Source organism: Rhizobium sp. No.120, from assembly GCF_054558365.1.
The window spans coordinates 496,108-519,307 of sequence record NZ_BAAJNQ010000003.1 but is presented as its reverse complement, the minus strand read 5'-3'; the positions used below and the strand labels follow the sequence as shown (position 1 = coordinate 519,307).

Sequence of the window (23,200 nt, the reverse complement as noted above, 5' to 3'; positions counted from 1 at the left end):
TGCTTTCCTCCTTGGGAAACATTTGCCGAACATATGGTATCAGGTGCGGCAAATACAATAAGCCGGCAGCCCGAAGCTATTTCTTCGCCAAATGTCGCGCCACATCAACAGCGAAATAAGTGAGAATGCCGTCGCATCCGGCGCGCTTGAAGGCGAGCAGGGTTTCGAGCATCACGCGATCACCGTCGATCCAGCCGTTGGCGGCGGCCGCCTTGATCATCGCGTATTCGCCGGAGACCTGATAGGCGAAGGTCGGAAGGCCGAACGCCTCTTTCAGCCGCCAGCAGATGTCGAGGTACGGCAGGCCAGGCTTGACCATCAGCATGTCAGCACCTTCCTCGACGTCGAGCGTGGCGTCGCGCACGGCCTCGGTGCCGTTGGCCGGGTCGATATAATAGGTCTTCTTGTCGCCCTTCAGCAGGCCGCCGGTCGAAATCGCCTCGCGGTAGGGGCCGTAGAAGGCCGAGCTGAATTTCGTCGCGTAGCTCATGATGCCGACGCTCTGGTGTCCCGCGGCATCGAGCGCCTGGCGGATCGCGCCGATGCGACCGTCCATCATTTCCGAAGGCGCGATGATGTCTGATCCGGCATCCGCTTGGTAGACCGCCGCCCGCGCCACCTGTTCGACCGTTTCATCATTGACGATTTCATTGCCGCGTAGGATGCCGTCATGGCCATGGCTGGTGAAAGGGTCGAGAGCGACGTCGGTGATGACGCCGATATTCGGAACAGCCTTCTTGATTGCGGCAGTGGCGAGATTGATGAGATTGTTCTTCTCAAGGCTTTTGGAGCCGGTCTCGTCGCGCAACTCCATTTCGATGTTCGGGAATGTGGCGAGCGCGGGAATGCCGAGATCGGCCGCTTCCTTGGCCGCTTCCACGGCCTTGTCCACCGTCATGCGGTTGACGCCGGGCATGGCCGGGATCGGCTCGACGATGCCGGTGCCAGGGATCACGAAGATCGGCCAGATCAGATCGTCGACCGTCAACCGGTTTTCCTGTACGAGACGGCGCGTCCAATCGGCCTTGCGGTTGCGCCGCATGCGCCGATGACCTGTGATCTCGTCAACGAGATGCGTCTTGTTCTCCATGATGCCGCCATCCTTCTTCGTCTATTTATCGCATTCTATATGGGGCGCGTACCTATCACGCCGTCCCCAGGATTCAAAACAAGGCGAAAGGCCGCAGCCATTATATTCTGGCGAGGCACGTGCCTCCTACGTATTGTTCGCGCATGGAACCTGATTCTTCGACCGTACCCAAGAATACGCTGACGGACATCCTGTTCGTGCTGTTCCTGCGGCTGATCGCGATCGCCTGCTTCTGGCTCGGCCTGCAATATTGGGCCATGCTGGTCGGCTACTCGCTGGAAGGTCATGCCCGCTTCGATCTGCTGGCGCTGCCGTGGAAGGTGGCCGGCGCGGGCTTGGCCGTTGTCTTCCCCGTCGCGGCACTCGGATTGTGGCTTACAGTCTCGTGGGGGCCGGTCATGTGGGTGGTAGCGGCAGGTGGGCAGGCACTGATGTATGGGGTGTGGCCGGAGATATTCGGATCCAATCCGCTGATCATGATCTTGCATGCCTGCGTCGCCGTGATTTATTGCCTTTTCCGCATCCTGCTATGGCAGGAAAAGCGCAGGCGCCGTCAGCAGCAGGTAATGGTTGATTTACCCTGAGACAGCAACACGTCCTGGTAAGGTGCTGTTAAGCCTGCAGTTTAAGTAGAATTTTATGTGTATTCGATAGGGTCTCACTCAAGGCGGGAAGAAAACGACACCGCCAAACAAACAGAGTGAGGCCAAGTCATGATGAACACGAAAATCAAGCCGCAGGCAGTTGCAAACGCTCGGGATCAGCAGGTTGATGACATCCGGGCTCTCTACATGGAATCCCTTCACCTGGTCGAGCGTCTGCACCGCCGCCTGCTTGATGTTATCAAGGACGAGTTCGACCGTCAGGGTCGCGACGACGTCAACGCCGTCCAGGCGCTGCTCCTTTTCAATATCGGCAACTCCGAGCTGACGGCCGGCGAACTGCGCTCGCGCGGTTTCTACCTCGGCTCCAACGTTTCCTACAACGTCAAGAAGCTGGTCGACCTCGGCTTCATCAACCATCAGCGCTCGCGCATCGACCGCCGCTCGGTCCGCATCAGCCTGACGGAAACCGGCCAGGATATCGCCGAAACCGTTGCCAAGCTCTATGAGCGCCACATCGGCTCGATCGACAAGGTCGGCGGCATCGGCACCGACGAATTTACCCAGATGAACAAGTTACTGCAGCGCCTCGACCGCTTCTGGAACGACAGCATCGCTTACCGCATGTAAGCTACGGCTCAGGATCGATCTCCGGTCCTCCAGTCAAAGCAAGCTGGACACGTTCCCTCGTGTCCAGCTTGAACGTGTTACTGCCCTGACCGCTGTGCGCTTTTTGCCACGTCAGCGCTTCACCTTCCGCCCCATGTAACGCCCCGGGCGGCTAAGCCATTGACGCCGGTTCAAGACACGTTATGAACCACGCGCAGCTGTGGTATTTTAGCAAATGCAGTTTGGCTTTTCTTTCGCACTCGCGCGGCAAGGCAAGTTCCATGCCGGGAGACACGAATTGGCCATATTGCTATGACAGCGGAAATCGACTGCAGGCAGCGTTCTCGAAATACGATCTTCCGACCTGAAGGTCTTGGCTTCGCGATATTGTGATAGTTCGTGGCCAAGTTTTTGGTGGTGCATTAAGGGAACGGGTTGATACTGAGCCACGTTACTTGGCGCGAGCTTGCGCTATTTACTGCTTCCTCTCTAGGCTGCGCGTGATTGGACCGCAGCGTTGAACGGTTAGGATATGTCGAAGAAAAACGGAATTGAACCCTTTTCGCGCCGCTCTTTCCTGCGGTCGGCTGCAACTCTTGGCGCTGCCGCACTGGCCGCTCCGGCCCTTGCGCAAAACGCAACTCCGCTTGAGGCGCTGATCAACGATCGCTCCCGTGGCAATTGGGACGACCAGTTCGACGCCAAGGCCGCGGCGCGCACCGCCGCCGCTGTCCAGTCGAACACACCAATCCTCGGGCCAGATTCCGTACCGAATATTCAGCAGGCGATCGCGCAATATCAGAATATTGCCGCCAACGGCGGATGGCCGCAGGTAAATCCGACAAGCCAGCAGCCGCTGCAGCTCGGTGCAACCGATCCTGCCGTACAGTCGCTGCGTCAGCATTTGATGATTACCGGCGACCTTCCGCGTGAGGCTGGTATGTCCTCTGCCTTCGACTCCTATGTCGACGGCGCTGTCAAGCGCTTCCAGGCCCGCCACGGCCTGCCGGCAGATGGTGTCATGGGTGATTTCACGCTGAAAGCGATGAACATTCCCGCCAATGTCCGCCTGCAGCAGCTGAACACCAATCTTGTTCGTCTCCAGACGTTCCCGTCCGATCTCGGCCGTCGTCACGTCATGGTCAACATCCCGGCGACGCGTGTCGAGGCCGTAGAGGATGGTCAGGTTGCACTGCGCCACCAGGCGATTGTCGGCCGTGAATCGCGGCCGACGCATATCATCAATTCGAAGATCTACGAGGTCATCCTCAACCCGTACTGGACGGCACCGCGCTCAATCGTCGTCAAGGACATCGTGCCGTTGATGCGCAAGGACCCGACCTATCTGACGAAAAACAACATCCGTCTCCTCGACGGCAAGGGCCAGGAGGTCGCTCCCGAAACGATCGACTGGAATTCGGACAAGGCGCCGGACCTGATGTTCCGTCAGGACCCGGGCAAGACGAACGCCATGGCGTCCACGAAGATCAATTTTTATAATCCGAACAACGAATATATGCACGACACGCCCGAGCAGGGCCTGTTCAACAAGCTGATGCGTTTCGACAGCTCGGGCTGCGTGCGCGTCCAGAACGTGCGCGACCTTGCGACCTGGCTGCTGGCCGAAACGCCGGGCTGGCCGCGTCAGCACATCGAGCAGGTCATCTCCACCCGCGTCAACACGCCGATCAAGCTGGCGACCGAAGTGCCTGTCTATTTCGTCTATATCTCGGCTTGGAGCGCCCGCGACGGCATCGTCCAGTTCCGCGACGACATCTACAATCTCGACGGCAATTCTCAGTTGGCGCTCAATACGACCCAGGGGATGGAGCAGCCTGTTCAATAATCGGCGTTTTCGCGCCCGATCCCCATGGAAGCCGCGTCTCTGGATGCGGCTTTTTCGTTTGCTGGCGTCACCTAGCGTAGTTTGCCCAGCAAATGTCGCTGGTCGTATTGCTCTCCGGCGACCCGGGCGCTAATACCGTCAGCATTGCCGTTCCGGCCCGTTCAGGAGCTTTCACGATGACCAATGCGTCCACCGAACCCTTCTTCAATCGCTCGCTTGCCGATACCGATCCGGAAATCTTTGGTGCGATCGGCAAGGAACTTGGTCGCCAACGGCACGAAATCGAACTGATCGCCTCGGAAAATATCGTCTCGCGCGCCGTTCTGGAAGCGCAAGGCTCGATCATGACCAACAAATATGCCGAGGGATATCCGGGCAAGCGCTATTATGGCGGCTGCCAGTATGTCGATATCGCCGAGGAACTCGCCATCGAGCGCGCCAAGAAGCTGTTCGGCGTCAACTTCGCCAACGTCCAGCCGAACTCCGGTTCACAGATGAACCAGGCTGTGTTCCTGGCGCTCTTGCAGCCCGGCGACACCTTCATGGGTCTCGACCTGAATTCGGGCGGTCACCTGACGCATGGTTCGCCGGTCAACATGTCCGGCAAGTGGTTCAATGTCGTGTCTTACGGCGTGCGCGAAGGCGACAACCTGCTCGACATGGACGAAGTGCAGCGCAAGGCCGAGGAAACCAAGCCGAAGCTCATCATCGCCGGCGGCACGGCCTATTCCCGCATCTGGGACTGGAAGCGCTTCCGCGAGATCGCCGACAGCGTCGGCGCCTATCTGATGGTCGACATGGCCCACATCGCCGGTCTGGTTGCCGGCGGCCAGCATCCGTCGCCGTTCCCGCATTGCCACGTTGCCACGACGACCACGCACAAGTCGCTGCGCGGCCCGCGCGGCGGCATGATCCTAACCAACGATGAGGATCTGGCGAAGAAGTTCAACTCGGCCGTCTTCCCCGGCCTCCAGGGTGGCCCGCTGATGCACGTCATCGCCGCAAAGGCCGTCGCCCTCGGCGAGGCGCTGCAGCCGGAATTCAAGGACTATGCGGCCCAGATCGTCAAGAACGCCAAGGCTCTTGCCGAAACGCTGATCTCCGGCGGCGTCGACGTCGTCTCCGGCGGCACGGACAACCACCTGATGCTGGTCGACCTGCGCAAGAAGAATGCGACCGGCAAGCGTGCGGAAGCCGCGCTCGGCCGTGCCTACGTCACCTGCAACAAGAACGGCATTCCGTTCGACCCTGAAAAGCCCTTCGTCACCTCTGGTGTTCGCCTTGGCACGCCGGCCGGCACGACGCGCGGTTTCAAGGAAGCCGAGTTCCGTGAAATCGGCAATCTGATCATCGAAGTGCTCGATGGCCTGAAGGTCGCCAATTCCGACGAAGGTAATGCTGCCGTCGAGGCTGCCGTGCGCGAGAAAGTGGTCAAGCTCACCGACCGCTTCCCGATGTACGGCTACATGGGCTAAGGAGAGCGCATGCGCTGCCCTTACTGCGGCTCAGAAGACACCCAGGTCAAGGACTCGCGCCCGGCGGAGGACAATACGTCCATCCGCCGTCGGCGCATTTGTCCGGATTGCGGCGGCCGCTTCACCACCTTCGAGCGCGTACAGCTGCGCGAACTCATGGTCATGAAGAAGACGGGCCGCAAGGTGCCGTTCGATCGCGACAAGCTGGTGCGTTCCTTCGAGATCGCGCTGCGCAAGCGCCCGGTCGATCGAGACCGGATCGAGCGGGCCGTATCCGGCATCGTTCGCCGCCTCGAAAGCTCGGGCGAGACCGAAATCAGCTCCGAGCAGATCGGCTTGCAGGTTCTGGAAGCGCTGAAGAGCCTCGATGACGTCGCCTTTGTGCGCTACGCCTCCGTCTACCGCGATTTCTCGCATGCGGAGGATTTCGAACACGTGATCGACGAGATCAACGCCAAGATCGCCCGCGATCCGTTGGATCCTTGACCATGGTGCTGCGGCCCGAGGACGAGCATTTCATGGCCGCGGCCATCCGTCTGTCGCGCCAGCATCTGGGGCTGACGTCCACCAATCCATCCGTGGGCTGCCTTATCGTCAAGGATGGCGTGATTATCGGCAGCGGTGTGACCGCGCTTGGCGGCCGGCCGCATGCCGAGCCGCAGGCACTGGCTGAGGCAGGTGAGGGGGCTAGAGGCGCCACCGCCTACGTGACGCTTGAGCCCTGCTCGCATTATGGCAAGACGCCGCCCTGCGCCGAGGCCCTCATCGCTTACGGCGTGGCACGCGTCGTCATCAGCGTCACCGATCCCGATCAGCGCGTCTCCGGGCGCGGCATCGCCATGCTCCGCGAGGCCGGCATCGAGGTCGATACCGGTGTGTTGGAGACGGAAGGCAGGCGATCTCTTGCTGGTTATCTCATGCGCCAGACGAGAAACCGCCCCTATGTGACTCTCAAGCTTGCGATTTCCGCCGATGGCATGATCGGCAAGACGGGCGCGGGGCAGGTTCGCATCACCGGCGACACCGCACGCGCTGAGGTGCAAATGCTGCGGGCCGAAAGCGACGCCATTCTCGTCGGCATCGGCACGGCGATATCAGACGATCCTGAACTAACCTGCCGGCTTCCCGGCCTGGAGGATCGCACGCCGCTGCGCATCATCATCGATGAGCAGCTGCAGCTTCCGCTTGGCAGCAAACTGGTGCAGACGGCACGCCAATACCCGGTCATCGCCGTTGCCGCCTATCCGCCGTCTTTCGACGATACGAATGACCAAGCGCTTCTGGCGCGCCGCGCAGCGCTGAACGACGCCGGCGTGGAGGTATTGCAATCCAATTCGAGCGAACCGGGCGAGCTACTGGAAGCATTAGCTACGCGTGGTATCTCGTCGCTGTTGTTGGAGGGCGGAGCCAAGACGGCGCGGCGCTTCCTCGATGCTGGAATGGTCGACCGTATTCTGCTGTTTCAAGGTCCTGCCGAGATCGGTGAGGGCGGTATTGAATCGCCGGTTCTGAAATCCAATATCCCAGCTGAATTTATGCATGTTGGCCAGAGCCGCTTCGGCGACGATCTCTGCGACGAATACGAAAGAGGTTTTTGATGTTTACCGGAATTGTCACCGACGTCGGCACGGTCGAATCCATTTCTCCCTTGAAGGAAGGCATTAAGCTGCGGGTTGCCACCAACTATGATCCTGCGACGATCGATATGGGCGCGTCGATTTCTCATGCCGGCGTCTGCCTGACAGTCACCGGGCTGCCGGAAGAGGGTAGCAACGGCCGCTGGTTTGAGGTCGAGGCATGGGAGGAAGCACTCCGCCTGACGACTATCGGCACCTGGGAAGCAGGCGCCAAGATCAATCTTGAACGCTCGCTGAAGATCGGCGACGAGCTTGGCGGCCACATCGTGTCCGGCCATATCGACGGCAAGGCGGAAATCCTGTTGGTGACATCAGAGGGCGAGGCTACGCGCTTCCGCCTGCGCGCGCCAGAACATCTTGCCAGGTTCGTCGCGCCGAAGGGTTCGGTCGCGCTCGACGGTACCTCGCTGACGGTCAATGCCGTCGAGGGTACGGAATTCGACGTGCTGCTCATCCGGCATTCGCTTGAAGTCACGACCTGGGGCGAACGCAAGGCCGGCGACTTCGTCAACTTCGAAGTCGACACCATGGCGCGCTACGCCGCACGGCTGGCGGAATTCCCCGTCGCGCGCGAAGAGGCTTGAGTCGCAGGATCTTCAATTGCCAGGAATTTGCTCCCTGGCTCGCTTCGGTTCTCCTACCGAAGCGACTTCTCCATTAGAAAATTGATGAAGATCTGGCCACGCTTTTGCACCTGCTGCGTGGTCACGACCCAAAAGCCCCTACGCTCGAAGAAGGGGCGGGCGGTCATACTAGCCTCGGTGAAAATTCGCGAGAGGCCCTGTTCTCGGGCGGCTTTCTCGACCGTCTCAAGCAACAGGCTGGCGACGCCCTTTCCCTGATAATCGGGCGAAACGAACATCATATCCAGGCAGCCGTCCGATTTCAGATCGCTGAAGCCGATGGGCTTTGAATCATCAATCGCAAGCCAGGTCGGCCGGCTAGCTCGATATTGTGACCAGACTTCGGCATCATCGACCCTTGCCCAGGCGGCGACCTGCTCGGGACTGTAGTCTTTCGATGCGACTTCACGAATGGCCCGCAGGAAAATCTCGATCGTGGCTGGGGCGTCGCTTGGTTCGTAGCGTTTGATCGAAAACCCGTTCTGCGAAGTTGCCATCATGGTTCCCCCTGCAGCGCCCAACGTTCGAAGATGGCGTTGGATCTGTCCCTGAGCATGAGCTCATCGATGCGGCGGAAGCCGATTTTTTCGGCAACCCGCAATGACGGCACGTTCTCGAGGTCCACGATGCAGGTCATGCGCCGCCCTGCAAATTGCTTGTCCGCCCAGGCGATCGCCGCGTTCATGGCTTCCGTCGCATAGCCCTTGCCTTGCATCGACGGCGTAATGCCCCAACCGGCCTCCAGTGTGCCTTCCGTCATTGGCGTCATGTCGCGATGCAGATCGAGGAATCCCACCTCGCCGATCAATCGGCCGCTTTGGCGTTCCTCGACGGCAAAGAAGCCGAAGCCGAGATGATGCCAGAGGCCGGCATAGCGCAGGAGACGGGCCCAGACCTGTTCGCGCGTCGGCATTTCCCCGCCTATGAAGCGGACGATATCTTTGTTTTTCCAGAGCTCAAGGAACTCATCGAAATCATCAAGTGTGTGACCGCGCAACAGGAGCCGGTCCGTTGTCAGTGTCGGTATAGGGGTCATCGAACAGGTCTTTGCCGAAAAGGGTTTTGGTGCTGATCAGTCGTTCGAGGCGCCGGGTTCACCGTCCCAATAGTCGAGATTTGTGGTGGCGGCTCGGCCGATGGCACGAAACGCCGTCTTGCCGTCGCTATAGGTTTTCGCCAGGAACTTGCCGGAGTCGGGATATTCGACGATCTCGGTTCGAGCTTTTGTAGAAATGGCGAGATAGGTAAGCACACCGGGGCCGATATTGATCAGCTGGTGCGCCGTTTCCGGACCGCCGGCCGGGGCTCCCAGAACATCGCCCTTGCTGACCATGATACGCTGGTCGCCGAAGCGGTATTCGCCTTCGCCGTCGAGAATGACGAACATCTCCTCCTCGACGTGATGATTGTGAAACGGGCAGCCGGATTTGCCCGGCGGCACCTCATTGTAGCTGATGCCGAGCTGTTTCAGCCCGAGCTTCGCCCCGAAGGACGTGTCGCTGCCGGCAAAGAAGCTGCCTTGCTGCCAATGTTCCAGTTCAAGCTCGCCGACATTGACGGCAGGTGCGGATTTCTTGGTCATGAGCCTCCCCTTCGCAGGATGCAAATTATTATCGAAGCGGTTGCGTGTGCGGAAGCCACAATTTCTAAGGAGCGCCGATCATTTCCAAATAGGCCCGGAATCGGCCCGGGCCATTGAAAAACACTTGCCAAGCGAGGCCCGCCGTGGTTTGACCCGGCCTAACAAGGTGCCGCGCCCTCTCAAATTGCAGGTGATGTATGACCAGCTCTTCCAATGCACATATCCTTATCGTCGAAGCTCGCTTCTATGACGATATGGCCGATGCCCTGCTCGATGGCGCCAAGGCCGCTCTCGACGAGGCTGGCGCGACTTACGATATCGTGACCGTGCCCGGCGCACTGGAGATCCCAGCAGCGATTGCCATGGCGCTCGATGGCGGCGACAATGGCAACGTGGTTTATGACGGCTACGTCGCTCTCGGCATGGTCATCCGTGGCGAGACCTATCATTTCGATATCGTTGCCAATGAATCCTCGCGGGCGCTGATGGATCTGGCCGTCAGCGAATCCCTCGCGATCGGCAATGGTATCCTCACCGTTGAAAACGATGAGCAGGCATGGGCGCGTGTGCGCCGTTCGGATAAGGACAAGGGCGGTTTTGCCGCCCGTGCGGCGCTGACCATGATCGCGCTGAAAGAGAAGTTGGGTGCATAATAGATGAGCAATCAGGATAACGAGCGACCGGCAAAGCCCGCGAACCAGCGGGGTGCCGCGCGTCTTGCGGCGGTGCAGGCGCTCTATCAGATGGATATCGGCGGAACCGGCGTTCTGGAGGTGGTGGCTGAATACGAGGCGCACCGCCTGGGTCAGGAGCTGGATGGCGAGACCTATCTGAAGGCCGATGCCTCCTGGTTCCGCTCGATCGTATCGGGTGTCGTGCGTGAGCAGACCCGGCTCGATCCGCTGATCGGCTCTGCGCTTCAGGATGACTGGGCATTGTCGCGTCTCGATAGCACCGTGCGCGCCATCCTGCGCGCCGGCACTTTCGAGCTAATCGACCGCAAAGACGTGCCGGTTCCTGTCATCGTCACTGAATATGTTGAGATCGCCCATGCCTTCTTCGAGGAGGATGAACCGAAACTCGTCAACGCCGTCCTCGATCGAATCGCCAAGCAGGTTCGCGGCGAAGCCAAGAAATAAGCTTCGTCGAACACTCGGATCGTAGCGCTACGCATTTTCGTTTCCTTCGTTCGCGCCTGAATTCATCTTCGAATATTCTTTTGAACCTTCTGCGGGTGTTTTACCCGCGGACGGTCTTGACGCGACGTTGTCCCGCCATCAATCTCGCAACTGCACATCTGTCGATCTTCCTGGAGGAGGGGATCGACAGATGTCGCAGGCGGCCGGGGGAGGAGTGAACCGCCGGCTTTTTTGGAGGGAAAAAGCGAAATGTCGATTCTTTTAGGAGTGATCGCATGCGGACTGCTCTCGGTTATCTATGCCGTATGGGCAACCCGGTCGGTGCTCGCTGCCGATCAGGGCAATGCCCGCATGCAGGAGATTGCCGGGTATATTCGTGAAGGAGCGCAAGCCTATCTGGCTCGCCAATATAGAACCATCGCCATCGTCGGGATCATCGTTTTCATCGCGGCTTGGTTTCTCTTGTCGTCCGAAGCCGCTTTCGGCTTCCTGATCGGCGCAATCCTCTCAGGCGCCGCAGGTTTTATCGGCATGCATGTCTCCGTGCGCGCCAATGTCCGCACGGCGCAAGCCTCGTCGCAGAGCCTTTCCGCAGGCCTCGACATCGCTTTCAAGTCAGGCGCCATTACCGGCATGCTGGTCGCGGGCCTCGCCTTGCTCGGCGTCTCTATCTACTTCTACGTCCTGACCGGTATTCTCGGTCACGAAGCTGGCTCGCGCGATGTCATCGACGCGCTCGTCGCCCTTGGTTTCGGAGCTTCGCTGATTTCGATCTTCGCCCGTCTCGGCGGCGGCATTTTCACCAAGGGTGCGGATGTCGGCGGCGATCTTGTCGGTAAGGTCGAGGCCGGCATTCCGGAGGACGATCCGCGCAATCCCGCTACCATCGCCGACAACGTCGGCGACAATGTCGGCGATTGCGCCGGCATGGCAGCCGACCTGTTCGAAACCTATGCCGTGTCCGTGGTCGCCACGATGGTTCTCGCCGCGATCTTCTTCGCCGGCTCGCCGCTGCTCGTCTCGGCCATGATCTATCCGCTGGCAATCTGCGGCGCATGCATCATTACCTCGATCATCGGCACCTTCTTCGTCAAGCTCGGTGTCAATGGTTCGATCATGGGGGCTCTCTACAAGGGCCTTATCGCGACCGGTGTTCTGTCGATCATCGGCCTTGGTGCAGCCACTTCGCTGACCATCGGCTGGGGGTCAGTCGGCACCGTCGCTGGCTTCGACATCACCGGCACGAAACTCTTCATCTGCGGCATAGTCGGCCTTATCGTCACGGCACTAATCGTCGTGATTACCGAATACTATACCGGTACGAACAAGCGGCCGGTCAATTCCATCGCCCAGGCATCGGTCACCGGTCACGGCACCAATGTCATCCAGGGCCTTGCCGTATCGCTCGAATCGACGGCGCTGCCGGCGATCGTCATCGTCGGCGGCATCATCGCCACCTACCAGCTCGGCGGCCTGTTCGGCACGGGTATTGCGGTTACCGCCATGCTCGGTCTTGCCGGCATGATCGTCGCCCTCGACGCCTTCGGCCCCGTCACCGACAATGCCGGCGGCATCGCGGAAATGTCGCATCTTCCGCCGGAAGTGCGCAAATCCACTGACGCACTGGATGCCGTCGGCAATACCACCAAGGCGGTCACCAAGGGTTATGCCATCGGCTCGGCCGGCCTCGGTGCACTGGTCTTGTTTGCCGCCTATGCGAACGACCTGCAGTATTTTGCCGCCCACGGGGATAAATACCCGTACTTCGCCAATATCGGCACGATCTCGTTCGAGCTTTCTAATCCCTATGTCGTTGCCGGTCTGCTGTTCGGCGGGCTTATACCCTATCTCTTCGGCGGTATCGCCATGACTGCTGTCGGCCGTGCCGCAGGGGCGATCGTGGAGGAGGTTCGCAAGCAGTTTCGCGAGAAGCCGGGCATCATGCAGGGCACGGAACGCCCTGACTATGGCCGCGCTGTCGATCTGCTGACCAAGGCTGCCATTCGAGAAATGATCATCCCGTCGCTACTGCCGGTTCTGGCGCCCGTCGTCGTCTATTTCGGCGTCCTGCTGCTCTCCGGCTCCAAGGCATCCGCCTTTGCCGCTCTCGGCGCCTCGCTGCTCGGCGTGATCATCAACGGCCTCTTCGTCGCCATTTCGATGACGTCGGGCGGTGGAGCATGGGACAATGCCAAGAAGAGCTTCGAGGACGGTTTCGTCGACAAGGACGGCACGCGTCACATGAAGGGATCGGAAGCTCACAAAGCTTCGGTCACGGGTGACACCGTCGGCGATCCCTACAAGGATACGGCAGGCCCGGCAGTCAATCCGGCGATCAAGATCACGAACATCGTGGCCCTGCTTCTGCTTGCCATTCTCGCCGGCTAAGCAAACCGAGTGCAAAAGAAAACCCGCGGGGCACTGCGCCTCGCGGGTTTTTCGTTGAGATAGTAGCCCGGCTTATTGGCCTGGGTTGAGGTTGTTAAGGAAGTTCCTTGCGCCGTTGACGCCGTTGCCGCTGCCCTGGAGGATCTGTTGCAGGAAGGTGATGTCGCGGCCGCCGGTCGGCGTTGTGCGGCTGATCATGTCGAAGACCCTGCCGTCCTTCAGCGTATAATTGGCTTCCTGCTTCACGATGCCGTCCTTGTCGAAATAGATCGCCAGAATGTTCTGGTCGACGAGCTTCGGCTTCATGAAGGCAGCAGCGCGGGTGCGCTTCTGAGAGATGTAGTAGAAAACCTCTCCATCGAAGGTCGCTGTGGTTGACGGCGTGCCGAGCGAGAGCAGAACCTGCTCGCGGCTCGATCCGACTGGCGCGAGCGCCAGCGACTGCGGATCGAAGATGTAGCCGTTGTTCATGACCTCGCTGGTCTTGCAACCGGAAAGGCCCATGGTCGCAATCACCAGGGCGATGGCGGCAGTGCTGCTGAAAGTAATGTCAGACTTGAAATACCGTCTGGTCAACGACATCTCATCTCCCCTAATGAATCAATCCGATGGCCGGACGGCCGGTATGACCTTGCTGTGCACATCATTGTGGCCTTTCCGCGATGGCTAAAGGCACAATCATGTTGTTCGGCACTCTTCGTCACCGATCATGCACAACGTGACGACGGTAGGGGCTGGAGCCTCGAAGCGGGCACAAACGGCATTGCAATTCGCGCCTGCTTCGGTAAACCAGCTTTTGCGTGGATGCAACAAGGCCAAGCAAAATCGGCGCGCTCCGAGGGAGCCAATTCCGGGAATTTTCATGATTTTTGGGCTCTTCCGCAAAAGAAATCACAATCAGATCATCGTGGTCAGGCAGTACGAGGTTCTGACATCCATGGCGCGGCAGCCGGTTTTCTATACCGATTACGGCGTGCCCGATACGGTGATGGGTCGTTTCGAATTGCTGTCTGTCATGATGATCCTGTTTTTCCGCCGTACACGGTCTTCGGCGACAAGCGGCCAGGAGCTGGCGCAGGAAATTGTGGATGCTTTCTTCGAGGATATCGATTATTCGATCCGCGAGCTTGGGATAGGCGACAATAGCGTGCCAAAGCGCATGAAGAAACTGGCCGGCATGTTCTATGGACGCCTCGAAAGCTATGCGAGTGCCATGAATGCCGATGATCGCGCCGCGCTCGCCGCGGCGCTACAGCGCAACATCTATCCCAAGGCGAATGAGGCCGCGGCTTCCATGAGTGCATTGGCCGATTGGATGATGATCGCGGAGGCGCATCTGGCGACCGTGACGGAAGATGAGATCGCCACGGGCTCGGCGACGCTGCCGGCGCCAGGCAAAGTCGGTCAACAGGCCGGTTAGGAGATAAAAATGAAAAGACATGACTCCGATGAAACGCCGTTTTCCTATCCGGTGAAGGTAGGGCATATCTCGGCCAATCCGGTGGATGTGCACATCGAGGCTGATGATCGCGAACTCGTTGGGCTCGCCGCCCTCTGGAACGTTCTCTCGGTCGGCAAGCTCGAAGCCGATCTCAAGATTTCGCGCTGGAAGCGCGACGGCGTGCGCATCAAGGGCAATGTGAAGGCAAAGATCGTTCAGGCTTGCGTTGTCACACTTGAGCCGGTCGAATCTGATATCGATGAGGACTTCGAGCACATATTCGTGCCCGAGGATTCCAAACTGGCGCGTGCGCCGTCTGTTGATGCTGGAGAAATGATACTTGATCCCGATGGTCCGGATCTTCCGGAGACCTTCACCGGCGATACGATCGACGCCGGTGCGGTCGTTGCGGAGTTTGCCGCCCTTGCCATCGATCCCTATCCGCGTAAGCCCGGCGTCGAGTTCGAAGCGCATATTGAAGATACCGGTGAAGACGACAGAAAGCCTTCGCCCTTTGCCGTTCTGAAAGACTGGAAAAAGGAATAGGCCCCGGTGCCATTCGAGCACAATTCAGTTGTAACCGGGGGAGAAAACGGTATTTTGACGCCAAATTCGCCCGTCGCGGCGGAGAAAAAGGACTAGGGACGCGTGATCAGAATTTCTCTTGACCTAATGGGTGGCGACTTCGGCCCTGAGGTTGTTGTTCCCGGCGCGGCCAAGGCGCTGGATAGGCATCCCGATATTACATTCATCATGTACGGACAGAAGGAGCGCTGCGACGCGGTCCTCGCCAAATATCCCAAGCTTCGCGAAAAATCGGTCTTTCACGAATGCGACGTTGCCATCAGCATGGATGAAAAGCCGAGCCAGGCGCTTCGCCGCGGCCGCTACGTCTCCAGCATGTGGCGCTCGATCGAGGCGGTAAAGGCGGGAGACGCCGATGTCGTCGTGTCCGCCGGCAACACCGGCGCGCTGATGGCGATGGCGAAATTCTGCCTCCGCACCATGGCCAATATCGAACGCCCGGCAATCGCGGCGATCTGGCCGACGCTGCGCGGCGAAAGCATTGTGCTCGATGTCGGCGCCACGATCGGCGCCGATGCCCAGCAATTGCTCGATTTCGCCCTGATGGGCGGCGCCATGGCGCGCGCGCTCTTCGAGATCGAGCGGCCGACGGTCGGCCTGCTGAATGTCGGCGTCGAGGAAATCAAGGGTCAGGAAGAGGTCAAGGACGCTGGGCGCCTGATCCGCGAAGCCAATCTCGAATCGCTTGAATATTACGGCTTCGTCGAGGGCGACGATATCGGCAAGGGTACCGTCGATGTCGTGGTCACGGAAGGCTTTTCCGGCAATATCGCATTGAAGGCGGCCGAAGGCACGGCAAAACAGATCGGCGCCTATCTGCGCGCCGCCATGTCGCGCACGCTGCTTGCGCGCATCGGCTATGTATTAGCCAAGGGTGCCTTCGACCTGCTGCGCGAGAAGCTCGATCCCAGTAAGGTCAATGGCGGCGTCTTTCTCGGCCTCAACGGCATCGTCATCAAGAGCCATGGTGGTGCGAATGTCGAAGCCTTCGCAGCCGCCATTGATGTCGGCTATGATATGGCGAAGAATGGGCTCACACAGAAAATCGAAAACGATTTGAAGAGATACCATGCCAAACGGCTGCCCCCGATCGGGCCGGAAGCGGCATGAGAGACGGGGTACGAGCAGAATGATCCGTTCAATTGTTCGCGGTTTTGGGGCGGCGCTCCCAAAACGCGTCATGACCAATGCCGAAATGGAGCAGGTCGTCGATACCAGCGATGACTGGATCGTCCAGCGCTCCGGCATTCGTCAGCGCTATATCGCCGGCGAAGGCGAAACCACGGCTTCGCTGGGCGAGCAGGCGGCGCGTGCTGCTCTCGCCAATGCTGGCATGACGCCGGATGATCTCGATCTGATCATCGTTGCCACCTCGACGCCGGATAACACTTTTCCTGCAACGGCGGTGAATATCCAGAACCGGCTTGGCATGAATCACGGCTTCGCCTTCGATGTCCAGGCCGTCTGCACCGGCTTCGTCTATGCCGTGACCACGGCCGACGCCTATATTCGCGGCGGCCTTGCCAAGCGCGTCCTCGTCATCGGCGCCGAGACATTTTCACGCATTCTCAATTGGACCGACCGCACGACCTGCGTGCTCTTTGGCGATGGTGCCGGCGCGCTGATCCTGGAGGCCGGTGAGGGGAGTGGCGCCAATAGCGACCGCGGCGTGCTGACGGCAAGCCTGCGCTCCGACGGTTCGCACAAGGACAAGCTCTATGTCGATGGCGGCCCGTCAACAACGGGAACGGTCGGTGTCCTGCATATGGCGGGTCGTGAGGTCTTCAAGCACGCCGTCGGCATGATCACCGACGTCATCCAGGCCGCATTCGATGCAACGGGCACCACGCCCGAGGATCTCGACTGGCTCGTGCCGCATCAGGCCAACCGCCGCATCATCGATGGCTCCGCCAAGAAGCTCGGAATTGCTCCCGAAAAGGTTGTGGTCACCGTGGACCTTCACGGCAACACGTCGGCCGCATCCATCCCGCTTGCGCTTGCCGTCGCCGCCGGTGACGGGAGGATCAAGAAAGGCGATCTGGTGATGCTAGAGGCCATGGGAGGTGGCTTCACCTGGGGCGCTGTCCTGCTGCGCTGGTAGCGTCGCATCTCTAAAAGCCGTTCCGAACAAGAGCTTGACCGCTCGGCGCAACGGCAATAGTCTCGCAAAACTTGAAGAAGATTACGCAGCAAAATGGGCGGGGAGCTATGACGGGCAAGACAGTGACGCGCGCAGACCTGGCGGAGTCGGTATTCCGGAAAGTCGGTCTCTCCAGAACGGAGTCGGCGGAACTCGTCGAGACTGTGATCGATGAAATTTGCAACGCGATCGTGCGCGGAGAAACGGTAAAGCTATCCTCGTTTGCGACATTCCAGGTGCGTGACAAGAATGAGCGCATTGGCCGCAATCCGAAGACTGGCGAGGAAGTGCCGATCTCTCCGCGGCGTGTCATGACCTTCAAGGCGTCGAACGTCCTAAAGACCCGTATCCTGAAGGCCCATACCAGCCGCAAGGCCAAGACCAAGCCGGCAAATCCCGCCTCCTGATCCATCGTCGCGATTTCGATTTCGGCCGCCCGCGTGCTTTGTCATGCGGTCGTTTTCAGACGGTCTGCTTGCGGATTTGTCGCAAGCTTGTGTAACGGCTGAATATCTGACTTGAATTTCCTCCGCCAAACCGTTGAAATATGGTGAGTCGTATCATCGAGCGATACGAATGCCGAATCCGCTTATGTGTGATCCGGCCAAATGGCACCGCATGTGCAGTGTGGGAGTATGGTGATGGACAAGAGCCCGGATGCATTCCGCACGATCAGCGAAGTCGCGGAAGACCTTGATCTGCCGCAGCATGTCCTCCGGTTCTGGGAGACCCGCTTTCCGCAGATAAAGCCGATGAAGCGGGGCGGCGGCAGGCGCTATTATCGCCCCGAAGATGTCGACCTGCTGAATGGCATCAGGCATCTGCTCTATGATCATGGCTATACGATCAAGGGCGTCCAGAAGCTCCTGAAGACCAATGGCAACAAATTCGTCATCGCCGTCGGGCATGGCGATCTCGCCAGCGTGGAAGCGCTTGCTGCTGCGCAGGAGCCCGCCGCGGTCGAGCCCCGTGTCGCCTCTGCCAATTCTGAGGAAGACCAGATCGTCGGCCGCGCCAAGGCGCCGATCAGCCGCCGTTTCTTCAATTTCGTCAGCGGTGACGATGGCGTGCCTGACGTCTCCATTGGCAAATCGAGCGTCGGCAAGGAAGATCGCGCTTTGCTTCAGGAGACGCTTTACGATCTTTTGGAATGCAAACGCCTCCTTGACCAAGTGCGATGAGGCTGCCTGCGGCGCTGATTGCGACCAAGACATCAGTACCAAACAACAGCCGAAAACTGTAGCGATAGGGTTGGTGCGCGTACTGGATGTACGCAAGCCGGACGTTTCGTTGTTGCGACGGCTGAGTGACATTATTGTCACAGGTCCACGCTTCTGCGTTGTGAAAATTAGTTCGGCAGCCTTATTAACTTGATGAGTGGAGATCACAGGTCCAGTTTGATGGCGAAGCTGATGCTTCGCCCTGTTTTGAGGGAACAGTCAGGCTATGGAGGGGCACGTTGTTGTCTGCCGGGAGACTCCATCTCTGACGAATAGTCGAATGGAGATATCATGAACATCAAGAGCCTTCTTCTTGGCTCCGCCGCTGCTGTCGCCGCAGCAGGCGCTGGCCATGCCGCAGACGCCATTGTCGCCGCACAACCCGAACCGCTTGAATATGTCCGCATCTGCGATGGATACGGCACAGGCTATTTCTATATTCCCGGTACCGAAACATGCCTGAAGATCGGTGGCAAGGTTCGCACCGAAGGCGAGTGGTATGACGCCTATAATCCGCGCAGCAGGGTTGGCACCCTCTGGCACGAGCGGGTGGAGCTCAATGTCGATACGGCGACCGACACCGAATACGGTCCGCTGAAGACCAACACTATCTTCCGCTGGGAGTGGAATGATGGAGGCGCGACCTCCTCCAAGTTGCTGTTCGCCAACATCAGCCTCGGCGGCTTCACGGTCGGTAAGCTCGACTCTCAGTACAATCTTTACGTCGGCTATGCCGGCGACGTCATCAACGACGACGTGATTTATGACGGCCCGTATGAACTAAACCAGCTGACCTACAAATATGAGCCAGACAATGGCTTCTCGGCCGTGATTTCTCTGGAAGATTCCAACTCTACCTCAGACGGTGAGGCCTCTTACGGTGCCGGCTGGTGGACGGACGACAGATCCAACCACTATGCCCCCGACGTCGTTGCCGGGCTCGGCTACAAGGCCGGCAACTGGGGCATCAAGGTCGTTGGTGGCTATGATTCCATTGTCGAAGAAGGTGCCATCAAGGCTCGTCTCGACGCCAAGTTTGGTGGCGTGGAAGCCTTCCTGATGGGGGGCTGGAATACGGACGGCGACAAGCTGAACAAATATGCCGGCACCAACCAGGACATCTCGGCCTGCACGAGATCGAACGGCACCGTCAATGCTGCCAAATGTGGCTGGGGTGATTGGGCGCTTTGGGCCGGCGTGGGCGTTCCGGTCAATGACAAGCTGAAATGGAACCTGCAGCTTGCCTATACCGAGTCCAAGATGTTCGAGGCGACTACAAACCTTAAGATCTATCCGGTCAAGGATTTCCTGGTCGAGCCGGAACTCACCTATGTGCATTACGACTACATCAAGGATGATACGGTCGCCGGCATCCTTCGTTTCGAACGGAACTTCTGATCGAAAGCTTTCCCTGGCCTGAATAGGCAGTGGGCTACAAATTGGATAGGGCCTCGACATCGCGCGAGGCCTTTGCATTTTATGCTAACCCGCTATCCGGCTGTTAAGCACGATACGATCGTTGCGTGCAGTTTTGCCATGGTTTGGCGGATTTTCACCTTCTGCTTGGTAGGGCTGACTTGCTAAGGCTTACCTTTGGCTGTATTTCGCTTTCCTGGGGTTGTATCAATATTGCCGGAGGGAACATGCGCATACGTGCCACAATGGCGGCGAGCCTCGTCGCTATATCGACCATTCTATCGAGCTGTCAGACACCGCAGGAATCGGCGATGAATGCGGAAATGACCTGTCAGTCGCAAGGGTTCCGTCCGGGAACGCAGCGTTACAATCGCTGCGTCGGCGCGACCTATCAATCCAATCGTGCCCAGGCGCAACAGGCTGAAAACCAAGCCGCCGCGTTGGCTGCTGCCGGCATTATCGGCGGCGTTCTCGTCGGTGCCGCCGTCAGCGACAATCACCATCATCGCGGCTATTACGGCCGTCCTTATTATCGTCGTTGCTATCGCTGCTGGTAAGCGTGACCTCTATCCGCGTCATAATGTGCTCCGTCAGCTCAGGCTGACGGAGTTTTCACGTCGGGGATATAGTGAGCCATTAGTCTGGTGGGCTCATTTCCTGGCGATTGACGAGTTTTAGGCTTCGGTCCGGCTGGACGATATAGGTTTCGAGAACATCTTGGCCCCACTGGTTGGTGAAATGGTGCTGGAATTGCGAGCCGGGAGGTGAAAGCGTCAGCTTCGTGTGCGGCTGGCCGCCATAGGTGATGCTGCCCGGAATGGGCTGTACCGTTTCGGTTGTGTTGCACGCGGCAAGCAGCGGTGCGCATATGATGAGAGCTAAGAGGGACTTCATTGTCTTGATTTTCCACGCACTTCCACCCTGCGCAATTACGCGCGCAATAAAGGCGGGAGGGCGTCTATGAGTGCGGTTTCAAATCACTATATAGACATAATGACGGCGTGCTCGGCAGCAAGGTTTGCATGCAGATTTACTTCGCAGCGCCGCCGGATTTCGAAGGAGTCGCATATGTTTACGATTGCCAGATCGATAACTGCCGTAGGCTTTGGCCTTTTGCTGGCGGCGGGCGCCGCAATGCCGGCCGCGGCCATTACCATGCCGGCCCTGAAGCTTCCTGCAACCGAACAGCCTGAGATCATCCAGGTTCACGATCACGGCCATGGCCACGGCCATTGGCATCACCACCACCATAATCATTGGGGTAGCGGCCACCGGCTGCACGGCTCCGACAGTTATTATGACGACGATTCGGACAGCGGTGTGCTCTTCAAGTCCTTCGTGACGGGCACGCTCTTCAGCTGGCAGCGCGCGCAAAGCTATTACGATGACGGTCATGCGCGCGCCTGCGCCAGCCGTTATCGCTCTTATCGTGCCTCGGACAATACCTATCAGCCGAGCTATGGGCCAAGGCGAGAGTGCCGCTGAGCGCGCAACTTTTTCTGAGCAGGCTGCTACTTTTCGCTTGCGTCGGCAAACGCTAAACTCTAAACGAAACAAGCCGTTTCGGCAGGTCGGGGCGTAGCGCAGCCCGGTAGCGCACTTGACTGGGGGTCAAGGGGTCGCTGGTTCGAGTCCAGTCGCCCCGACCATTTATCTCCTTGAACTCCCAATCGAATTTCTGAAAATCAGCTACACCAGGATGTCGGCTGACCGGTCCAGCGGCGTGCGAGACCCTCTGACACCATCTGGTCGCCGAGCGAGCGCCCTGCGCGCATGGCAATGCGCAGCTTGCCGCCATTCGGGTCGTCACGGCGGTTGCTGCCGGAAAGCACGAAGTTTCCGTCGTTGAGAATTGCCTGGAGGCGTAGTTTTGCTGCAATGCCTCTTTGCTTTTCGCTGGGGCAGCGCGCCGCGCTGGCATCCGGGACATCGATATCGGCCAGCTGGATTCTGATCCCATCCTGCCAGAAAGTATTGCCGTCAACGACGCAATTGGTGCCTGAACCGGCGCCGCAAAGCACGAAGCGGCCGCCGGACTGGGCTCGCAAGCTGGGTATGGGCCGTTCGACCGGTATCTTGTTGACCGGCATCGCCACCGGAATGGCGGCGGGCGGTACCGGCAGGGAAGATTCGGCTCGAGGCTCGGATGTGATCGCCGCCGTCTTTATCTGCGGCTTCGCTGCCGGCACCGGCGCGTCCCTAGCCATATGAGGCATGACGGCAACTGCTCCGGCATGCGCCAGCATCGACGGCATATCCTTGCGATGCTGATAGGCGTAAATGCCGGCTACCGTTGCCAGACCGACAACGCCCCATAGCCACATCGAATTGCCCGCCTTGGACTGCGGCTTGCGCCGCGTGCGTCGTTTCGCTTTCGCCATGGTATCGTCCCTCAATTGCGAGAGGGATTATCGCCGCCATTTCTTACCGATCCGTTGGTTTTGGCGGAGATCATCAAAGCGATAGGGGAGGGTTATTTCGCTGCCGCTGCCGGCGCCTTCAATTTCACCGACATCGTTACCTGTCCGTTGATGGAAAGCCTGGTGCCGCGATTGTCCAGATTGTTGACCGAGGTATTGCTCGACAGAGCACTGATCTCGCAGGCATCCGCAATGGTGTCGAGCAGCGTGGCGCAGCTGCCAGCGGCAATCTTGTAGAAGGATATCAACGCTTTTTCCTGCTGCTCCTCGCTATCCCCATCCGCTACCGGATAGGAAATCGATATTCCGGATTGAACGGAAATATATCCTTCGGGCGGCTGGTGAGAATTGCGTAGCGGAAGGTTCGAGAAATTCTGCGCGACGGCCGGCAGGGCCATTGTTGCCAGCGTCAAGCCAAGAGCGATTCGAATCAGAAGTCTGGTCATTAGTGTGCCTCCGTTTTTCCGCTTATTGCAGAAGGAGATAAAGGCTCAGTGATGTCATAACTTAAAATTGTACCTTCGCTCGATTTTCCGTAATGTTTGCGAATCAGAAGTGCGTCGCGCTGAAATGCTTCCTTGCCAACCCAATGCGCAAGGCGCATAGTTCGATCCTATCGTCGGAATTAAACGGGTGCCGGCGAAGTACAGCGTGCTTCTGCCCGAACGGACAATGAGACGCGCGAATGCTCGATACACCTATCCATCCACGAGATTTGCCGCTGTTTTCGGACGATCTGGACCGTCTTGAGAAGGTACTGGACACTGTCTGCATAGATCGCGGGATGAACCCTCGCAGCCTCGAGGCGGAGCGTCTTGGTGCGTTGATCATCCAGCTTTATCGCCAGGGCGTGAAGGATGACGCCAAGCTGATCGCGCTTGCACGGGCTTATTTCTGACACAGCTGCGTTTTTTTATGGCCGAAAATCTAATCGATTTAAGCTGATTTCACATAGCAGCAATGATGCTTTGTGTCTGTTCGAAGCGG

28 protein-coding genes and 1 tRNA gene are annotated in these 23,200 nt (G+C 58.8%); 21 read left to right on the top strand and 8 right to left on the bottom strand.

Annotation, left to right across the window (positions count from 1 at the left end; genetic code table 11):
• Positions 1-76 precede the first annotated feature (76 nt).
• Positions 77-1,090 (bottom strand): porphobilinogen synthase, encoded by a 1,014-nt coding sequence (hemB, locus tag ACYJRZ_RS13250; protein WP_459459350.1) that lies wholly within the window; start codon positions 1,088-1,090, stop codon positions 77-79.
• A gap of 143 nt (positions 1,091-1,233) precedes the next feature.
• Here hemB and ACYJRZ_RS13245 point away from each other — a divergent pair, with 143 nt between their 5' ends.
• From ACYJRZ_RS13245 to ACYJRZ_RS13215, 7 genes are all read left to right on the top strand, one after another.
• On the top strand, positions 1,234-1,674 hold the full coding sequence (locus ACYJRZ_RS13245; protein ID WP_113229599.1) for a DUF6163 family protein: 441 nt from the start codon (positions 1,234-1,236) through the stop codon (positions 1,672-1,674).
• A 132-nt stretch (positions 1,675-1,806) separates the two neighbouring features.
• Entirely contained in the window at positions 1,807-2,322 is a 516-nt protein-coding gene (gene ldtR, locus ACYJRZ_RS13240) for a transcriptional regulator LdtR (protein ID WP_041677845.1), read from the top strand.
• Between the two features lie 511 nt (positions 2,323-2,833).
• A complete protein-coding gene (locus tag ACYJRZ_RS13235; protein ID WP_459459348.1) occupies positions 2,834-4,147 on the top strand; it encodes a L,D-transpeptidase family protein in 1,314 nt (437 codons plus the stop codon).
• 176 nt (positions 4,148-4,323) lie between these two features.
• Positions 4,324-5,622 (top strand): serine hydroxymethyltransferase, encoded by a 1,299-nt coding sequence (glyA, locus tag ACYJRZ_RS13230; RefSeq protein ID WP_015339424.1) that lies wholly within the window; start codon positions 4,324-4,326, stop codon positions 5,620-5,622.
• Between the two features lie 9 nt (positions 5,623-5,631).
• Positions 5,632-6,108, top strand: coding sequence for a transcriptional regulator NrdR (gene nrdR, locus ACYJRZ_RS13225; protein WP_459459345.1), 477 nt, complete (start codon positions 5,632-5,634; stop codon positions 6,106-6,108).
• 2 nt (positions 6,109-6,110) lie between these two features.
• The gene (gene ribD, locus ACYJRZ_RS13220) at positions 6,111-7,220 is read left to right on the top strand and encodes a bifunctional diaminohydroxyphosphoribosylaminopyrimidine deaminase/5-amino-6-(5-phosphoribosylamino)uracil reductase RibD (protein ID WP_459459343.1); all 1,110 of its coding nucleotides are present in this window, start codon (positions 6,111-6,113) and stop codon (positions 7,218-7,220) included.
• Positions 7,220-7,843 carry a riboflavin synthase gene (locus ACYJRZ_RS13215; RefSeq protein ID WP_459459341.1) on the top strand — a complete coding sequence of 208 codons (624 nt, stop codon included), beginning with the start codon at positions 7,220-7,222 and terminating at the stop codon, positions 7,841-7,843. The genes ribD and ACYJRZ_RS13215 overlap by 1 nt, the downstream gene beginning before the upstream one ends.
• Positions 7,844-7,896: 53 nt before the next feature.
• Here ACYJRZ_RS13215 and ACYJRZ_RS13210 read toward each other — a convergent pair whose 3' ends face one another.
• From ACYJRZ_RS13210 to ACYJRZ_RS13200, 3 genes are read right to left on the bottom strand one after another with little or no spacing between them, the layout of a single operon-like run.
• Positions 7,897-8,379 (bottom strand): GNAT family N-acetyltransferase, encoded by a 483-nt coding sequence (locus ACYJRZ_RS13210; RefSeq protein ID WP_459459610.1) that lies wholly within the window; start codon positions 8,377-8,379, stop codon positions 7,897-7,899.
• The gene (locus tag ACYJRZ_RS13205; protein ID WP_459459339.1) at positions 8,379-8,918 is read right to left on the bottom strand and encodes a GNAT family N-acetyltransferase; all 540 of its coding nucleotides are present in this window, start codon (positions 8,916-8,918) and stop codon (positions 8,379-8,381) included. Before ACYJRZ_RS13205 ends, ACYJRZ_RS13210 begins: the two co-directional genes overlap by 1 nt.
• 36 nt (positions 8,919-8,954) lie before the next feature.
• Positions 8,955-9,464, bottom strand: coding sequence for a cupin domain-containing protein (locus tag ACYJRZ_RS13200; protein ID WP_459459337.1), 510 nt, complete (start codon positions 9,462-9,464; stop codon positions 8,955-8,957).
• A gap of 197 nt (positions 9,465-9,661) precedes the next feature.
• Here ACYJRZ_RS13200 and ribH point away from each other — a divergent pair, with 197 nt between their 5' ends.
• The 3 genes from ribH (at position 9,662) to ACYJRZ_RS13185 (ending at position 12,991) form a co-directional block, all read left to right on the top strand.
• Positions 9,662-10,117, top strand: coding sequence for a 6,7-dimethyl-8-ribityllumazine synthase (gene ribH / locus ACYJRZ_RS13195; RefSeq protein WP_015339431.1), 456 nt, complete (start codon positions 9,662-9,664; stop codon positions 10,115-10,117).
• A gap of 3 nt (positions 10,118-10,120) precedes the next feature.
• Positions 10,121-10,603, top strand: a complete 483-nt coding sequence (gene nusB / locus ACYJRZ_RS13190; protein WP_047627120.1) for a transcription antitermination factor NusB — start codon at positions 10,121-10,123, stop codon at positions 10,601-10,603.
• Positions 10,604-10,852: 249 nt separating this feature from the next.
• Positions 10,853-12,991: a sodium-translocating pyrophosphatase gene (locus ACYJRZ_RS13185; RefSeq protein ID WP_459459335.1), complete on the top strand. Its 2,139-nt coding sequence runs from the start codon at positions 10,853-10,855 to the stop codon at positions 12,989-12,991.
• 72 nt (positions 12,992-13,063) lie between these two features.
• On the opposite strand, the gene ACYJRZ_RS13180 is transcribed toward ACYJRZ_RS13185, so the two are convergent.
• A complete protein-coding gene (locus tag ACYJRZ_RS13180; RefSeq protein WP_459459333.1) occupies positions 13,064-13,573 on the bottom strand; it encodes an outer membrane protein assembly factor BamE in 510 nt (169 codons plus the stop codon).
• Positions 13,574-13,853: 280 nt separating this feature from the next.
• On the opposite strand from ACYJRZ_RS13180, the gene ACYJRZ_RS13175 reads away from it, so the two are divergent.
• The 8 genes from ACYJRZ_RS13175 (at position 13,854) to ACYJRZ_RS13140 (ending at position 20,350) form a co-directional block, all read left to right on the top strand.
• Complete coding sequence (locus ACYJRZ_RS13175) at positions 13,854-14,411, top strand: ubiquinol-cytochrome C chaperone family protein (RefSeq protein ID WP_459459331.1); 558 nt, start codon at positions 13,854-13,856, stop codon at positions 14,409-14,411.
• A gap of 9 nt (positions 14,412-14,420) precedes the next feature.
• A complete protein-coding gene (locus ACYJRZ_RS13170; RefSeq protein WP_459459329.1) occupies positions 14,421-14,978 on the top strand; it encodes a YceD family protein in 558 nt (185 codons plus the stop codon).
• A gap of 102 nt (positions 14,979-15,080) precedes the next feature.
• A complete protein-coding gene (gene plsX, locus ACYJRZ_RS13165) occupies positions 15,081-16,127 on the top strand; it encodes a phosphate acyltransferase PlsX (RefSeq protein ID WP_459459327.1) in 1,047 nt (348 codons plus the stop codon).
• 19 nt (positions 16,128-16,146) lie between these two features.
• The gene (locus ACYJRZ_RS13160; protein WP_459459325.1) at positions 16,147-17,118 is read left to right on the top strand and encodes a beta-ketoacyl-ACP synthase III; all 972 of its coding nucleotides are present in this window, start codon (positions 16,147-16,149) and stop codon (positions 17,116-17,118) included.
• 107 nt (positions 17,119-17,225) lie between these two features.
• On the top strand, positions 17,226-17,564 hold the full coding sequence (locus ACYJRZ_RS13155; RefSeq protein WP_041677339.1) for an integration host factor subunit alpha: 339 nt from the start codon (positions 17,226-17,228) through the stop codon (positions 17,562-17,564).
• 228 nt (positions 17,565-17,792) lie between these two features.
• Positions 17,793-18,338, top strand: a complete 546-nt coding sequence (locus tag ACYJRZ_RS13150) for a MerR family transcriptional regulator (RefSeq protein WP_459459608.1) — start codon at positions 17,793-17,795, stop codon at positions 18,336-18,338.
• 330 nt (positions 18,339-18,668) lie between these two features.
• Positions 18,669-19,775 carry a porin gene (locus ACYJRZ_RS13145; protein WP_459459323.1) on the top strand — a complete coding sequence of 369 codons (1,107 nt, stop codon included), beginning with the start codon at positions 18,669-18,671 and terminating at the stop codon, positions 19,773-19,775.
• Positions 19,776-20,020: 245 nt separating this feature from the next.
• Positions 20,021-20,350: a hypothetical protein gene (locus ACYJRZ_RS13140; protein WP_069616257.1), complete on the top strand. Its 330-nt coding sequence runs from the start codon at positions 20,021-20,023 to the stop codon at positions 20,348-20,350.
• A 79-nt stretch (positions 20,351-20,429) separates the two neighbouring features.
• Here ACYJRZ_RS13140 and ACYJRZ_RS13135 read toward each other — a convergent pair whose 3' ends face one another.
• Positions 20,430-20,687, bottom strand: coding sequence for a hypothetical protein (locus ACYJRZ_RS13135; protein ID WP_459459321.1), 258 nt, complete (start codon positions 20,685-20,687; stop codon positions 20,430-20,432).
• 174 nt (positions 20,688-20,861) lie between these two features.
• Here ACYJRZ_RS13135 and ACYJRZ_RS13130 point away from each other — a divergent pair, with 174 nt between their 5' ends.
• Together ACYJRZ_RS13130 and ACYJRZ_RS13125 are read left to right on the top strand one after the other, a co-directional pair.
• The gene (locus ACYJRZ_RS13130; RefSeq protein WP_459459319.1) at positions 20,862-21,278 is read left to right on the top strand and encodes a BA14K family protein; all 417 of its coding nucleotides are present in this window, start codon (positions 20,862-20,864) and stop codon (positions 21,276-21,278) included.
• A gap of 87 nt (positions 21,279-21,365) precedes the next feature.
• A tRNA-Pro gene (locus tag ACYJRZ_RS13125) sits at positions 21,366-21,442 on the top strand.
• 36 nt (positions 21,443-21,478) lie between these two features.
• Here ACYJRZ_RS13125 and ACYJRZ_RS13120 read toward each other — a convergent pair.
• Together ACYJRZ_RS13120 and ACYJRZ_RS13115 are read right to left on the bottom strand one after the other, a co-directional pair.
• Positions 21,479-22,174, bottom strand: coding sequence for a thermonuclease family protein (locus tag ACYJRZ_RS13120; protein WP_459459317.1), 696 nt, complete (start codon positions 22,172-22,174; stop codon positions 21,479-21,481).
• A 92-nt stretch (positions 22,175-22,266) separates the two neighbouring features.
• Complete coding sequence (locus tag ACYJRZ_RS13115; RefSeq protein WP_459459315.1) at positions 22,267-22,659, bottom strand: hypothetical protein; 393 nt, start codon at positions 22,657-22,659, stop codon at positions 22,267-22,269.
• A 239-nt stretch (positions 22,660-22,898) separates the two neighbouring features.
• On the opposite strand from ACYJRZ_RS13115, the gene ACYJRZ_RS13110 reads away from it, so the two are divergent.
• Positions 22,899-23,111, top strand: coding sequence for a hypothetical protein (locus ACYJRZ_RS13110; protein ID WP_459459313.1), 213 nt, complete (start codon positions 22,899-22,901; stop codon positions 23,109-23,111).
• Positions 23,112-23,200 lie beyond the last annotated feature (89 nt).

Bases quoted from the DNA above. Each gene is read 5' to 3' on its own strand.
- ACYJRZ_RS13150 (WP_459459608.1), top strand. From the start codon at position 17,793: ATGGTGATGGACAAGAGCCCGGATGCATTCCGCACGATCAGCGAAGTC.
- ldtR (WP_041677845.1), top strand. From the start codon at position 1,807: ATGAACACGAAAATCAAGCCGCAGGCAGTTGCAAACGCTCGGGATCAG.
- ribD (WP_459459343.1), top strand. From the start codon at position 6,111: ATGGTGCTGCGGCCCGAGGACGAGCATTTCATGGCCGCGGCCATCCGT.
- ACYJRZ_RS13155 (WP_041677339.1), top strand. From the start codon at position 17,226: ATGACGGGCAAGACAGTGACGCGCGCAGACCTGGCGGAGTCGGTATTC.
- ribH (WP_015339431.1), top strand. From the start codon at position 9,662: ATGACCAGCTCTTCCAATGCACATATCCTTATCGTCGAAGCTCGCTTC.
- ACYJRZ_RS13120 (WP_459459317.1), bottom strand. From the start codon at position 22,174: ATGGCGAAAGCGAAACGACGCACGCGGCGCAAGCCGCAGTCCAAGGCG.
- hemB (WP_459459350.1), bottom strand. From the start codon at position 1,090: ATGGAGAACAAGACGCATCTCGTTGACGAGATCACAGGTCATCGGCGC.
- nrdR (WP_459459345.1), top strand. From the start codon at position 5,632: ATGCGCTGCCCTTACTGCGGCTCAGAAGACACCCAGGTCAAGGACTCG.
- ACYJRZ_RS13130 (WP_459459319.1), top strand. From the start codon at position 20,862: ATGTTTACGATTGCCAGATCGATAACTGCCGTAGGCTTTGGCCTTTTG.
- ACYJRZ_RS13135 (WP_459459321.1), bottom strand. From the start codon at position 20,687: ATGAAGTCCCTCTTAGCTCTCATCATATGCGCACCGCTGCTTGCCGCG.
- ACYJRZ_RS13140 (WP_069616257.1), top strand. From the start codon at position 20,021: ATGCGCATACGTGCCACAATGGCGGCGAGCCTCGTCGCTATATCGACC.
- ACYJRZ_RS13185 (WP_459459335.1), top strand. From the start codon at position 10,853: ATGTCGATTCTTTTAGGAGTGATCGCATGCGGACTGCTCTCGGTTATC.
- ACYJRZ_RS13205 (WP_459459339.1), bottom strand. From the start codon at position 8,918: ATGACCCCTATACCGACACTGACAACGGACCGGCTCCTGTTGCGCGGT.
- nusB (WP_047627120.1), top strand. From the start codon at position 10,121: ATGAGCAATCAGGATAACGAGCGACCGGCAAAGCCCGCGAACCAGCGG.
- ACYJRZ_RS13235 (WP_459459348.1), top strand. From the start codon at position 2,834: ATGTCGAAGAAAAACGGAATTGAACCCTTTTCGCGCCGCTCTTTCCTG.
- ACYJRZ_RS13210 (WP_459459610.1), bottom strand. From the start codon at position 8,379: ATGGCAACTTCGCAGAACGGGTTTTCGATCAAACGCTACGAACCAAGC.
- ACYJRZ_RS13110 (WP_459459313.1), top strand. From the start codon at position 22,899: ATGCTCGATACACCTATCCATCCACGAGATTTGCCGCTGTTTTCGGAC.
- ACYJRZ_RS13175 (WP_459459331.1), top strand. From the start codon at position 13,854: ATGATTTTTGGGCTCTTCCGCAAAAGAAATCACAATCAGATCATCGTG.
- ACYJRZ_RS13170 (WP_459459329.1), top strand. From the start codon at position 14,421: ATGAAAAGACATGACTCCGATGAAACGCCGTTTTCCTATCCGGTGAAG.
- glyA (WP_015339424.1), top strand. From the start codon at position 4,324: ATGACCAATGCGTCCACCGAACCCTTCTTCAATCGCTCGCTTGCCGAT.
- ACYJRZ_RS13145 (WP_459459323.1), top strand. From the start codon at position 18,669: ATGAACATCAAGAGCCTTCTTCTTGGCTCCGCCGCTGCTGTCGCCGCA.
- ACYJRZ_RS13115 (WP_459459315.1), bottom strand. From the start codon at position 22,659: ATGACCAGACTTCTGATTCGAATCGCTCTTGGCTTGACGCTGGCAACA.
- ACYJRZ_RS13180 (WP_459459333.1), bottom strand. From the start codon at position 13,573: ATGTCGTTGACCAGACGGTATTTCAAGTCTGACATTACTTTCAGCAGC.
- ACYJRZ_RS13200 (WP_459459337.1), bottom strand. From the start codon at position 9,464: ATGACCAAGAAATCCGCACCTGCCGTCAATGTCGGCGAGCTTGAACTG.
- ACYJRZ_RS13245 (WP_113229599.1), top strand. From the start codon at position 1,234: ATGGAACCTGATTCTTCGACCGTACCCAAGAATACGCTGACGGACATC.
- ACYJRZ_RS13160 (WP_459459325.1), top strand. From the start codon at position 16,147: ATGATCCGTTCAATTGTTCGCGGTTTTGGGGCGGCGCTCCCAAAACGC.
- ACYJRZ_RS13215 (WP_459459341.1), top strand. From the start codon at position 7,220: ATGTTTACCGGAATTGTCACCGACGTCGGCACGGTCGAATCCATTTCT.